Here is a 12,586-nt window from a genome sequence, read left to right on the forward strand (position 1 = left end):
AAGGGATGTTTCGTGCGGAGATTGTGGAAGGCAAGCACCGTCCGCCGGTGTCGGCGTCAATGCTCCCGTGCGCCCCCGGGCCGTCCGCCGTGTGCCTCGCGGTGCGCGAAGGCGGCGCGCAGATCCGGTTCGCCGATCGCGCTGACCCCGCGTACGGCCACGGAGGTGAGGTACGTACGGTCGTCGGCGGAGTCGTCCGCGTTCCGGGCCAGCGCGCCGAGCAGCCGCTGACCCGCCGGGGAGGCCCAGCGCGAGTACGGGTGGATCTCGACGCGCGCGACGGCGAGGCAGCTCAGGGTCAGGGCGAGCGGCAGTGCGAACCACAGGGCGATCAGATGGCGCGGCAGGTCCGGCGGGGCGGGCGCCAGTAGCGCGGCGACACCGAGCCCGAGTACGGCGACCGCCGCCGCGCGCACCTGCCGGACCCCCGCCGCGACCGTCGTCCGGGCGCTGTCGGGCACCGCGAGGCCCGCGCGCACCAGCCCGTCGGCGATCCCGCGCACCGCCTCCGCCGTGGCGGCGGTGGCCCGCACCGGGGCGATCCGGGACTGGCCCTCGGGGCCGATGGCCCCTATCACCGACCGCTCCATCGCGTCCCGGCCGCGCGGATCGACGACGGTCGCCCAGCCGGTGCGGGCCAGCAGCAGGCGCCGCTGACGCGCCATGGCGACGAGGGTCACGTCGGCGACCCGCCGGGGTCCGCCGGAGAGGAACGCGGCCTCGTACAGGGTGAGTTCATGGACCTGGCCGGTGTCCGTGCCGCCGGCCGCTGCGCGCACGGCGGCCAGGCACAGCCGTGTGCACGCCGTGCCCGCCACGGCCCAGGCCGCCAGCAGGAAAAGAACCCAGAGCATATGTTGTTTGTATGTGACACGGTCCCGAGAACACCATGCCTCATACACAATTCGAACGGAGTGTTGTCGGTATGTGACGTTCCGTTTCACTGCCCCGGTGGTGGGCGGAAGGCGGGCGGCGGCAGCGTCTGGGAGGGGGCCGGGGGTGGGGCGGAGGCCGGGGGAGTGCTGCCGGTGGCCAGGTCGCGGGCCACGGCGTCGTAGTCGACGTCGCCCGTCGCTTCCAGGGCCTTGATGTGGTCGAGGACGGTCGTGGTGGCGTCGTCGGCGAGGTCGCGCACCAGTGAGTTGCGGGTGCTCGCGCGGACCTGGGCGGCGACCGGGAACAGCTGACCCTGCGCCAGCCGCAGGACGGTGGCGAACCGCCGGTCGTACTCGGCGCCCCGCGCCTCGTCCAGCGTGGTCAGCCACCGCTTCTGCTGGTCGTCGGGCGTGTCCGGCAGGGTGACGTTCAGCTGGGCGGCGGCGCCGCGGACCCGCTCGTCCAGGAACCGGTGCCCCTCGACGAGGCGCCGGCCGGCCGCCCGCACGGCCGGGGTGGTCCCCTTCGTCCGCGCCTGCCGCCCCGCGGACGGCTCCCACAGCCCGGCCAGCCGGACCTTGACGAGGAACTCCTGGTCGAGGGCGGACAGCGGGCCATAGCTCGTCCGCAACGTCTGCGCGCTCAGTGCCCCCGGCGCTCCCGGCGCCGTCTCCGGCCGGTCGCTGTACGGCCAGAGCGAGAAGACGAGCGCGGCGAGCGTCGCCGCGAGACACATGACGATGAGCCCTGTGCCGCTGACGATGCCTCGGCCCTTGACGGGGGGTCGGGGTCGCATGGTGGTGCCTCCAGGTACGGCACCGCACGCTAGTGCGCCTCGGGTGCGGAATCGCCATGATACGGCGAGGTCTACGCCAACTGCCGTACACGGGCGAATGGTTGCATCGGGGGCAGGACGGGGCGATTGGATGAGCCGCGTCGGGAGGCCTATCAGTACAAATGAGCGCATACCTGCCCTTGGGTCCCGGCGGACACGACCCCGGTGTTAGTCCCGGCACACTCGGGCGCGCAGGCGTGGGGCCGGGCGACTAGCCCACCCGGGTCCTCTGGGCCGCCCGGACGCCGTCGCGGCGGTGTGCCCCGTGGCCGCCGACCTCCCGATGGACCATGTTGCTGACCGTCGAGCCGATCGGCACCGGCCGGATGCGAAGGAGGCCCCGCGGTGGGTGAGCTGTACATCGACGGCGAGTGGACACAGGCCACGGCCGGTGGACGGCGGGAGGTGGTCAACCCCTACGACGCCTCGGTCGTCACCACCGTCGACGAGGCCGACGCCGCGGACGTGGACCGCGCCGTGCGCGCCGCCCGGCGCGCCTTCGCCGAGGAGGACTGGGCGAACGCCCCCTCCCGCCGCCGCGCCGACCTGCTGATGCGCGTCCACGACCTGCTGCTGCGCGACCAGGAGGACATCGCCCGCACCGAGACGCTCGACACCGGGAAGACACTGACCGAGGCTCGTATCGACGTGGAGGACGTGGCGGGCGCCTTCCGCTACTTCGCCGAACTCGCGGGCAAGGACGGCGGCCGGGTCGTGGACGTCGGCCCGGACGTCCTCAGCCGCGTCGTCTACCAGCCGATCGGCGTGTGCGCGCTCATCGCCCCCTGGAACTACCCGCTGCTCCAGGCCTCCTGGAAGGTGGCCCCGGCCCTGGCCGCCGGCAACACCTTCGTCCTCAAGCCCAGCGAGACCACACCGCTCACCACGATCGCCATGGTCCGTCTCATCGAGGAGGCCGGCGCGCCGCCCGGCGTCGCCAACCTGGTGCTGGGCTCCGGGGCGACCGTCGGCGCGGCCCTGACCAGCCACCCCGACGTGGACCTGGTGTCCTTCACCGGCGGCCTCAACACCGGACGGTCCATCATGGCCAGCGCCGCCGAGGGGCCGCGGAACATCGCCCTGGAACTGGGCGGCAAGAACCCCAACATCGTCTTCGCGGACGCCGACTTCGACGCCGCGGTCGACTACGCGCTGGACGCCGCCTTCCTGCACTCCGGGCAGGTCTGCTCGGCCGGTTCGCGCCTGCTCGTCCAGGACTCCCTGCACGACAGGTTCGTCGAGGCCTACGCCGACCGCGCCCGGGCGATCCGGCTCGGCAACGGCCTGGAGGAGGGCACCGAGAGCGGCCCGCTCAGCTCCGCCGAGCACCGCGAGAAGGTCGAGGGCTACATCGCCATCGGCAAGGAGGAGGGCGCCCGGCTCGTCACCGGCGGCACCCGCCCCGACGACCCCGCCCTGAGCCACGGCTTCTTCCTGCTGCCGACGATCTTCGCCGACTGCGACCGGTCCATGCGCATCGTCCAGGAGGAGGTCTTCGGCCCGGTCGTCACCGTCGAGCGCTTCCGCACCGAGGACGAGGCGGTGGAACTCGCCAACGACACCCGCTACGGCCTGGCAGGCGGCGTGTGGACCTCCGACGCGAGCCGCGCCCAGCGCGTCGCGCAGCGGCTGCGGCACGGCACCGTGTGGATCAACGACTTCCACCCCTATGTGCCGCAGGCCGAGTGGGGCGGCTTCGGCCGCTCCGGCGTCGGCCGCGAGCTGGGCCCCACCGGGCTGCGCGAGTACCAGGAGGCCAAGCACATCTACCAGAACCTCGCCCCCGCCCCCTCCGGCTGGTTCAAGGGCTGACCTTCCGGCAGCACGGCGCCCGCCCGTGGCGCGACGACCACCGAAGACCGGCCGCACGCCCGTGGCGGGGCGGCCCAGGAAGAAAGGCACCGCATGGCCCCCACCACCGCGCACGGCGCCGAGTCCGCCTACGACTACGTCATCGTCGGCGGCGGCACCGCCGGCTGCGTGCTCGCCGCCCGGCTGAGCGAGGACCCCGACTGCCGGGTCTGCGTCATCGAGGGCGGCCCCAGCGATGTCGGCGACGAGCGCGTCCTGCGCCTGCGCAACTGGATCAACCTGCTCGACTCCGAGTACGACTACGGCTACAAGACCGTCGAGCAGCCGCGCGGCAACTCCCACATCCTGCACTCACGGGCCCGCGTGCTCGGCGGCTGCTCCTCCCACAACACGCTGATCAGCTTCCTGCCGCTGCCGCAGGACCTCGACGACTGGGTGGCCCGGGGCTGCCCCGGCTGGGACCCGGCGACGATCCTCCCCTACCGGGACCGGCTGCGCACCCAGATCGTCCCGGTGGCCGAGGCCGACCGCAATCCCATCGCCAAGGACTTCGTCACCGCGGCCACCCGCGCCCTCGGCGTCCCCGTCGTCGACGACTTCAACGCCGAACCCTTCGCCGACGGCGCCGGCTTCTTCTCGCTGGCCTACGAGCCGGAGGGCAATCTGCGCTCCTCCGCCTCCGTCGCCTACGTGCACCCGGTCATGGACCGGCCCAACCTCACGCTCCTCCTGGAGACCTGGGCACACCGGCTGCTCCCCGACGAGTCGGGACGGCTGACCCGGGTCGCCGTCCGCGGCGCCGACGGGGAACCCGCCACCGTGCGCGCCGAACGCGAACTCCTGCTGTGCGCCGGAGCCGTCGACACTCCGCGTCTGCTGATGCTCTCCGGCATCGGCCCGGCCGACGACCTGCGCAAGCTGGGCATCGACGTACGGGCCGACCTGCCCGGCGTCGGCGAGAACCTGCTGGACCACCCCGAGTCCGTGATCGTCTGGGAGACCGACGGCCCGCTGCCGCCCAACTCCGCGATGGACTCCGACGCCGGACTGTTCCTGCGCCGCGACAAGAGCGGGCCGCGCCCCGACCTGATGTTCCACTTCTACCAGGTGCCGTTCACCGTCAACACCGAACGCCTGGGCTACCCCGTGCCGCAGCACGGGGTGTGCATGACGCCGAACGTGCCGCGTGCCCGCTCCACCGGCCGCATGTGGCTGCGCAGCGCCGACCCCGCCGAGCATCCCGCCCTGGACTTCCGGTACTTCACCGACCCGGAGGGGCACGACGAGCGCACCATCGTGGACGGTCTGAAGATCGCCCGCGAGGTCGCCGCCACCGCCCCGCTGCGCGACTGGCTCGTCCGCGAGGTCGCGCCCGGCCCGGACGTCGTCTCCGACGCCGACCTGTCGGAGTACGGCCGCCGCGTGGCACACACCGTCTACCACCCCGCGGGCACCTGCCGCATGGGCGCCCCGGACGATCCGCTGGCCGTCTGCGACCCCGAGTTGAGACTGCGCGGCTTCGAGGGCGTGCGGATCGTCGACGCGTCGATCTTCCCGACCATGCCCACGATCAACCCCATGGTGACCGTCCTGCTCACCGCCGAACGCGCCGCAGACCTGATCGGCGGCCGCACGCCGGCCGCGGAACGGAGGGCGGGACAGTGACCGCCGCACAGCCTCCCGCACCGGCCGCCGGCACCCCGGGAGGGGAGCCCGGCTCGGAGTTCCGCAAGGACATGAGCCCCTGGGCCAACTTCGCCCTCGGCTTCACCTACCTCTCCCCGGTGGTGGGCACCTACACCCTCTTCGGTATCGCGATCGCCGACGGCGGACCGCCGATGGTCTGGGCGTTCCTGGTCGCCGGCTGCGGCCAGTTCCTCGTCGCGCTGATCTTCGGGGAGGTCGTCGCCCAGTACCCGATCGCGGGCGGCGTCTACCCCTGGGCCCGGCGGCTGTGGGGCAAGCGCTGGGCGTGGATGACCGGCTGGGTGTACATGTGGGCGCTGCTGGTGACCATCACCTCCGTCGCCTACGGCGCCGGCCCCTACATCGCCATCCTCTTCGGCTTCAGAGCGACCGTGCACACCACCGTGCTGTGCACCGCCGTGCTCATCGTCGTCGCCATCCTCATCAACTACATGGGCACCAAGGCACTGTCGACGGCGGCGCTCATCGGTTTCGCCGGCGAGCTCATCGGCGCCCTCGTCGTCGGCGTCTACCTGCTGTCCACCCACCGCCACCAGAACCTCGGCGTCATCTTCGACACCTACGGCGTCGAGGGAGACGGCTCCTACCTGCCGGCGTTCCTGGCAGCCGGCATCATCGGCCTCTACCAGTACTACGGCTTCGAGGCGTGCGGAGACACCGCCGAGGAGGTCGCCCACCCGGGCCGGGTCATCCCCCGCGCGATGCGCCGCACCATCTACATCGGCGGCGCGGCGGCCACGTTCACCTGTATGTCGCTGCTGCTGTCGGTCTCGGACTTCAACGCGATCATCTCGGGCGAGCAGGCGGACCCGGTGGTGGACGTGCTGTTCGACGCCATGGGCGAGACCGGCGCCAGGATGGTGATGGCCGTGGTGCTGATCTCCTTCCTGTCCTGCACGATCAGCCTCCAGGCCGCGGCCGGGCGGCTCATCTACTCCTACGCCCGTGACGAGATGATCGTCGGGCACCGGCTGCTGCGGCGGTTCGTCCACGCCCGTGCGGTGCCGAGCTGGGCGCTGTTCGTGTCCGCGGCGGTGCCGCTGATCATCGCCTTCGCCTCACTGCTCTCCGAGGACGCCCTCACCAACATCGTCTCGTTCGCGATCCTCGGCATCTACGGCTCGTTCCAGATGGTGGTCCTGGCCGCACTGCGCGCCCGGCTCAAGGGCTGGAGACCGGCGGGGGAGTTCACCCTGGGCCGCTGGGGCCTCACGGTGAACATCGCCGCGCTGGTCTACGGCATCCTCGCCATCATCAACATCTGCTGGGCCCGCAGCCCGGAGAAGTCCTGGTGGGAGAACTGGATCGTCCTGCTGTGCGGCGGCGTGGTGCTGGGGACGGGCCTGCTCTACATGTTCACGACGCACCACTACGGCCGGGGTGAGGCGCCGGCGGGCGACGCGGTACCGCAGAAGCAGCTTTAGGGGTTCCTTTTCGGAGTGGGGCTCCCCTCAACGCCGCAGCAGGACCCTGCGTGTGGCGCGAGCGAGCCGCTGGGCCGGGCGCCGGGAGCGCGGCGCCGGGCCCGACCGCTCCAGCCACCACTCCCGTAGTTCCCGCCGCGCCTGCGTGTCCCCGGGTCGCCCGGCGGACAGCAGGTGCTCGGCGAAGGTGAGGGCGTCGCGGCGGTAGCCGTCGGTCATCGGGTGGGTCTGGGCGTAGCCGAGGAAGGCGGGGCGGTAGTCCTCTCCGAGGATCACCGGCAGCTCGGGCGCGACCTTCCCCACGACATCCGCCCGCTTCGCCGCGAGCGCCCGCGCCTGTACGACGACCCGTACCCGGTCGAACCCCTCGGGCACGGGCGTTCCGGCTACCAGCGCGGACAGCAACGCGGCCTGCGCGAGCCCCACCCGCTCACGCGCACCGGGGTGGGGCAGGTCGAAGGCGCCCCGTGTCGCCCCGACCGCCCCGGTCTCTTCGCCCTGCTCCCCGGCGCCGGCGAGCAGCCGGCCTTGGGCCGCCTGGGCCTCGTGGGCCGGCTGCCCGGCACCGGCTGCCACGAGTGTCCGGCCCCCGGCCTCCGGGGGCTCTTCGCCCCGCTGCCCGGCGCCGGTCCCGACCGCCGCTGCCTCCGCCCGGCGCGTGGCCGCGCTGCCCGCCTCCAGGAGCTGTGTCTTCACGCGTTCGACCGCGCCGGTCTCCAGTGCGTGGCGGATCGCTCCCAGCTCCCGCTCCAGTTCCGCCGGTTCCGGGAAGTTCTCGTCGCGTTCCAGGAGGACGCCCGGGGGACAGACGCGGGAGGCGAGGTCGGTGAGGATGTCGAGGACCGGCCGGGGGACGGGGTGGGCGTGGCTGTCGTGCCAGACGCCGTCGCGTTCGAAGCCGCCCGCGACATGGACGTAGGCGATGGCCTCCAACGGCAGCTCGGCGAGGGCCTTGGCCGGGTCCTCGCCGCGGTTGACATGGTTGGTGTGCAGGTTGGCCACGTCGATGAGGAGACCGACCCCCGTACGGTCGGCCAGCTCGTACAGGAACTGGCCCTCCGTCATCTCCTCGCCCGGCCAGGAGATCAGCGCGGCGATGTTCTCGACGGCCAGCGGCACCGGCAGTGACTCCTGCGCGATGCGGACGTTCTCGCAGAGGACGTCGAGGGCGTCCCGGGTCCGGGGAACGGGCAGCAGATGGCCCGCCTCCAGGCGCGGGGACGCCGTCAGCGCACCGCCCGCCCGTACGAACGCGATGTGCTCGGTGACCAGCGGCGAGCCGAGCGCCTCCACCCGCTCGGCCAGCGCGGCCAGCCGGCCTTCGTCGGGCCGGTCCGCGCCCCCGAGGCCCAGCGAGACGCCGTGCGGCACCACCGTGATGCCGCGCTCGCGCAGCCGCTCCAGCGACTCGGGCAGATGCCCGGGGCAGACGTTCTCGGCCACGGCCTCGACCCAGTCGATCCCCGGCATGCGCTCCACGGCGTCCGCGATCTCCGGTCGCCACCCGATGCCCGTCCCCAGTCGCTCCATTCGTCCCCCTCCTCCGCACGGCCCGATCCTCGAACGTGAGGGGGGTATCGCCCAGCCGCCCGGCCCCGAACCCTGCCACGGACGCCTTCAGAGGAACATTTGAGGTTCACCGACGGAGGCACCGGGCTCGCGCCACCCCCTGATACGTCGTAGACCGGAACTGTGCCCGAAGGCAGCGAGCAGCCGCAGCGCCCCGCGCGTGAACGGGAGCCGGGGTCCGGGGCGGCCGGTGTCCGCCGGCTGCGGATCGGGGCCGGAGCCGTGCTCGTGGCGGGCGGCACGGCCTATTTCCTGTTGCCGCTCGAAGGGCTCGGCGCCGACCGCCCCTGGCTGGGCTGGCCGCTGTTCGTGCTGTGCCTGACGCTCGTGGCCTCGCTGCTGCTGCGTCATGTGCGCGACGTGGTGCTGGAGAAGCCGCAGGCCCGGTCGGGCCTCATGATCTCGCTGCTGATGTGCCTGGCCGTGCTGGTCTTCTCGTCCGGCTACTACGCCCTCGCCCAGCAGCCGGGCCAGTTCGTCGGTCTGCGCACCCGCGTCGACGCGCTCTACTTCACCGTCGTCACGCTCGCGACGGTCGGCTACGGCGACATCACGCCGAGCGGACAGGAGGCCCGCATGGTGACCGTCCTGCAGATCCTGTACACGTTCGTCTTCCTCACCGCGGCGGCCACCGCGCTGACCCGCCGGCTGCACACGGTGGTCGCCGACCGGGACCGGCGTCCGCCGCCGTACTGACCCGGCCGGTGCCTACGCCGTGCTGGAGGCGCGGTAGTTGAACACCGACCACAGCACGAACAGACCGGTCACGATCATGATGATCGACCAGAACGGCTGGTACGGCAGCCAGATGAAGTTCGCGATCAGCGCCAGCCCGACCACGCACGCGCCGGCGACCCGCGCCCAGGTGGCCCCGGTGAACAGGCCGAGCCCGGCCAGCACCACGAGCACCCCGACGACCAGGTGGATCCAGCCCCACGCGGTCAGGTCGAACGCGAAGACGTACTCGCCGAAGCTCGTGTACACCTCGTCGTTCGCGATCGCGGCGATGCCCTGGAGCACCGCGAAGAGGCCGTAGACGACCATCAGCGTGCCGCCGAGGGTGAGACCCCCGGCCGCCCAGGAATCGCCGCTGCTGCCGGGCGTCCGTTCGGGGGCGGGCGGAGTGGGGGGAGGGTGCGCTGCACTGGTCATGGCTGCCTCCTGGGTCGGGTCGACTGGTAACCCCACTGGAGCACCCGGCCGCGACCGGCGCGCCCACGGCTGCGCCGAATGGGTGGACGCGACGCCACGGCTGCGTCAGGGACCCGGGCGGAGGGTCCTGCGGACCGCGTCCCGGAGCCAGCGGTGCGCTGCGTCGGCGGCGTGGCGGGGGTGCCAGGCGATGCCGATGACCAGGGGCGGCAGCGCCACGGGGACATCGAGCAGGCCGAGACCGAGTGCGGTGGCGGCCTCGGTCAGGGGCGACGGCGGGGCGCCGGGCAGCGCGGCGGGGACGAGGCAGACGACGTCGCTGCGGGCGGCGAGGTGCAGTGCGGCCAGGTGGCTGGGGAGGACGGCGGTGACCCGCCGGTGGAGGTTCCGCTCGGCCAGTGCGGTGTCGAGGGGCCCGGTGAACCGGCCGCGGCGGCTGACCGCGACGTGTTCGGCGGCGGCGAACCGGTCCGGGGTCAGGGTCTCCCGGGTGAGGGGATGACCGTTCCGGACCGCCGCCACCATCCGCAGCGTGACCAGTTCCTCGACCTGGGTCTCGGGATCGACGTGGTCGATCGATCCGATCTCCAGGTCGATCCGGCCGTCGCGGAGGGCCGGCCCGGCCTCCAGCTCCTCGGCCCGCAGCCGCAACGAGATGCCCGGTGCCTCTTCCCGGGCCAGGCGCAGCAGCCCGGGGGCCAGTGCCGCGGCGACCAGGTCGGCGGCCTGGAGGGCGAAGGTGCCGTGCAGAGTGGCGGGGTCGGCCTCGGAGCCGGGGCCTAGCAGTGCCCCGAGGCGGTGCACCACCGCGGCGGCCTCGTCGCGCAGCGCCTGGGCACGGGGGGTGGGGACCATGGCCTGCCCCGCCCGGACCAGCAGGGGGTCCTGGAGGAGACGGCGGAGGCGGGCGAGGGTGCGGCTCATGGCCGCGGGGGAGGTGTGCAGGCGTGCGGCGGCGCGGGTGACGCTCTGCTCGGCGAGCAGGGCGTGCAGCGCCACGGCGAGATTCGCGTCGATCACGGGGTCCGGATCCGGGCTGTTCACCAGAGTAATTCCATTTCGGGCAATGATCCCTTGCTGAAGTTCCCATTGTGGCAACGGTGTTGGTCTCCGGAGGATGAGGACCACCGATCCGGCACCCGATCCGTGAGGCTCTCCATGATCGTCATCACTGCTCCGACCGGGAACATAGGCGGCCACCTGCTGCCCCTGCTCCTGGACTCCGCCCCAGCCCTGGGCGAGGAACTGCGCGTGGTCGTGCGCGACCCCGCCCGGCTCCCCGGCACCGTGCGCGACCGCGTCGAGGTGATCACCGGCTCGCACGGCGACGCCGAGGTCGTCGGCCGGGCCTTCGACGGCGCGGACGCCGTCTTCTGGCTCGTGCCCCCGGACTCCTCCCTGCCCCCGCACGACGCCTACTCCGGCTTCACCCTCCCCGCCGCGGAGGCACTCGCCGGCCACCGCGTCGGCCATGTCGTCGGCGTCTCCGCGCTCGGCCGCGGCACCCCGCTCGCCGGCCGCGCCGGACTCGTCACGGCGTCCCTCGCCATGGACGACCTCATCGCGGGCAGCGGCGTCGCCTACCGGGCCCTCGCCTGCCCGTCGTTCTTCGAGAACCTCCTGGAGGAAGCCGGCTCGATCCGCGAGAGGGGCGTCTTCACCGACACCGTCGCCGCCGACCGCAAGGCCCCCCTGGTCGCGGTCGCCGACATCGCCGCCGTCGCCGCCCGTCTGCTGCTGGACCGCTCCTGGACCGGCACCGACAGCGTCCCGGTCCTCGGCCCCGAGGACGTCTCTCCCGACGATCTCGCCCGCATCATGAGCGAGCAGCTCGGCCGTCCCGTCCGCTACGAACGCCAGTCTCTCGACGATCTGCGCGCCACCCTCGCCGGCCACGGTCTCGACGAGGCGTTCGTCCGGGGAGTCACCGACATGAAGCGCGCCAAGGACGACGGCCTCGACGCCGGTGCCGCCCGCACCCCGGACACCGCCACCCCCACCACGTTCGCGCAGTGGTGCGCCGAGACGCTCAAGCCCGTCGTCCAGAACTGACCCCACCCCACCCCGAACCGAAGGAGCCACCATGTCCACCCAGGAGACCGACGTGCCGGTGACGGCGTTCATGCTCGTCAAGACCACACCCGAATGGCTCGCCATGACCCCCGGGGAGCGAGTGAACGCCCTCGCCACCGAGGTCGTCCCCGTGGTCAAGGCCAGGACCACAGGCGTCCGGTCACGCTTCTACGACACGGAGTTCTACTCCGCCCGCGTCACCGACGTCTGGGTCTGGGAGGCGGACGACCATCACGCCTACCAGCTCCTCGTCGACGCCCTGCGGGAAACCCCCTTCTGGGACCGCTGGTTCGAGGTCGTCGACCTCCTCGTCGGCACCGAGAACGGCTACGCGCGCACCTACGGCGTCGACGCCGTCACCACCATCACGACCTGACACGCCGTCCTACGGCCGTTCCCCGCACACGAGGGCACGGATACGGTCGACCCCCTCCACCGCGAAGGTCTCGCCGGGGGCGATCTCCGTGAACCCCGCGTCCCGGACCACCGGCAGCCCGCTGTTCGTCAGTTCCGGCCAGCGGGCCGGGGCGGCCGTCCGTACGGCGAGCGGGAAGCCCGCGTCGCGCCAGGCGGCCCGCTCCTCGCCGGTCAGCTCCCACCAGGCCAGTTGGGCGGCGTGACCGGCCTGGGCCATCGCCTTGCCGGCCGTCATGCCGAGGTTCGGCTTCACCCACAGCACGGGGGCGGCCGGGTCCGGGCCCACCGGCGGCTCCGGGTCGTCCAGCTCGGTACCGGAGACCTGGAGCCGGGCCAGGTCCTTGGGCCAGCCGTCCAGCGGGACCGGCGGGAAGACCCGCACCTGGGCCGAATCGCCGGTGACCGTGATACCCGGCAGCGCCTCGGCCCGCCGCCACTCGGCGCCGCGCGCCCGCCGCACCACCTTGCGGATCCGGGCGTCCTGCCAGTCCCGCATGGCCTGTGCCCACTCGCCGTCACCAGCCGACCGCTCGTCGCCCAGGATCGTCAGCACGGACCGCGCGGCCGTCTCCAGCGCGTCCGTACGCACCGGCGGCTCCGTCCGCTCGATCCGCACGACCAGCGGCAGCACGAACTGCGGCGCCGCGTCGCGCACCGAGGGATCGGACCGGAAGGGACTGTCGCTCACGGGAGTCGGGTTTTCGCTCACGAAGCCCAGTGT

The 12,586-nt window shown here is 72.8% G+C and carries 12 protein-coding genes; 6 read left to right on the top strand and 6 right to left on the bottom strand.

Annotated features, from left to right (window positions below):
• Positions 1-56 precede the first annotated feature (56 nt).
• Together ACIBK5_RS21360 and ACIBK5_RS21365 are read right to left on the bottom strand one after the other, a co-directional pair.
• The gene (locus ACIBK5_RS21360) at positions 57-854 is read right to left on the bottom strand and encodes a TIGR04222 domain-containing membrane protein (RefSeq protein ID WP_399021454.1); all 798 of its coding nucleotides are present in this window, start codon (positions 852-854) and stop codon (positions 57-59) included.
• Between the two features lie 86 nt (positions 855-940).
• Positions 941-1,672, bottom strand: coding sequence for a DUF4142 domain-containing protein (locus ACIBK5_RS21365; protein ID WP_399021455.1), 732 nt, complete (start codon positions 1,670-1,672; stop codon positions 941-943).
• A gap of 384 nt (positions 1,673-2,056) precedes the next feature.
• On the opposite strand from ACIBK5_RS21365, the gene ACIBK5_RS21370 reads away from it, so the two are divergent.
• The 3 genes from ACIBK5_RS21370 (at position 2,057) to ACIBK5_RS21380 (ending at position 6,654) form a co-directional block, all read left to right on the top strand.
• Positions 2,057-3,523, top strand: coding sequence for an aldehyde dehydrogenase family protein (locus ACIBK5_RS21370; RefSeq protein WP_399021456.1), 1,467 nt, complete (start codon positions 2,057-2,059; stop codon positions 3,521-3,523).
• Positions 3,524-3,616: 93 nt separating this feature from the next.
• Entirely contained in the window at positions 3,617-5,188 is a 1,572-nt protein-coding gene (locus ACIBK5_RS21375) for a GMC family oxidoreductase (protein WP_399021457.1), read from the top strand.
• On the top strand, positions 5,185-6,654 hold the full coding sequence (locus ACIBK5_RS21380; protein ID WP_399021458.1) for an APC family permease: 1,470 nt from the start codon (positions 5,185-5,187) through the stop codon (positions 6,652-6,654). The genes ACIBK5_RS21375 and ACIBK5_RS21380 overlap by 4 nt, the downstream gene beginning before the upstream one ends.
• A 27-nt stretch (positions 6,655-6,681) precedes the next feature.
• On the opposite strand, the gene ACIBK5_RS21385 is transcribed toward ACIBK5_RS21380, so the two are convergent.
• Positions 6,682-8,184, bottom strand: coding sequence for a DUF692 domain-containing protein (locus ACIBK5_RS21385; protein WP_399021459.1), 1,503 nt, complete (start codon positions 8,182-8,184; stop codon positions 6,682-6,684).
• A gap of 240 nt (positions 8,185-8,424) precedes the next feature.
• Here ACIBK5_RS21385 and ACIBK5_RS21390 point away from each other — a divergent pair, with 240 nt between their 5' ends.
• Positions 8,425-8,919 (top strand): potassium channel family protein, encoded by a 495-nt coding sequence (locus tag ACIBK5_RS21390; protein WP_399021738.1) that lies wholly within the window; start codon positions 8,425-8,427, stop codon positions 8,917-8,919.
• 12 nt (positions 8,920-8,931) lie between these two features.
• Here ACIBK5_RS21390 and ACIBK5_RS21395 read toward each other — a convergent pair whose 3' ends face one another.
• Positions 8,932-9,375, bottom strand: a complete 444-nt coding sequence (locus tag ACIBK5_RS21395; protein WP_399021460.1) for a hypothetical protein — start codon at positions 9,373-9,375, stop codon at positions 8,932-8,934.
• A 105-nt stretch (positions 9,376-9,480) separates the two neighbouring features.
• Complete coding sequence (locus ACIBK5_RS21400; RefSeq protein WP_399021740.1) at positions 9,481-10,428, bottom strand: LysR family transcriptional regulator; 948 nt, start codon at positions 10,426-10,428, stop codon at positions 9,481-9,483.
• Positions 10,429-10,533: 105 nt separating this feature from the next.
• Here ACIBK5_RS21400 and ACIBK5_RS21405 point away from each other — a divergent pair, with 105 nt between their 5' ends.
• Positions 10,534-11,427: an NAD(P)H-binding protein gene (locus tag ACIBK5_RS21405; protein WP_399021461.1), complete on the top strand. Its 894-nt coding sequence runs from the start codon at positions 10,534-10,536 to the stop codon at positions 11,425-11,427.
• A 31-nt stretch (positions 11,428-11,458) separates the two neighbouring features.
• On the top strand, positions 11,459-11,824 hold the full coding sequence (locus ACIBK5_RS21410; RefSeq protein WP_399021462.1) for a darcynin family protein: 366 nt from the start codon (positions 11,459-11,461) through the stop codon (positions 11,822-11,824).
• Positions 11,825-11,833: 9 nt separating this feature from the next.
• Here the strand turns inward: ACIBK5_RS21410 and ACIBK5_RS21415 are convergent, their stop codons facing one another.
• Entirely contained in the window at positions 11,834-12,574 is a 741-nt protein-coding gene (locus ACIBK5_RS21415; RefSeq protein ID WP_399021463.1) for a peptidyl-tRNA hydrolase, read from the bottom strand.
• Positions 12,575-12,586: the final 12 nt, after the last annotated feature.

This window comes from Streptomyces sp. NPDC050546 (assembly GCF_044457425.1).
Lineage (GTDB): Bacteria > Actinomycetota > Actinomycetes > Streptomycetales > Streptomycetaceae > Streptomyces.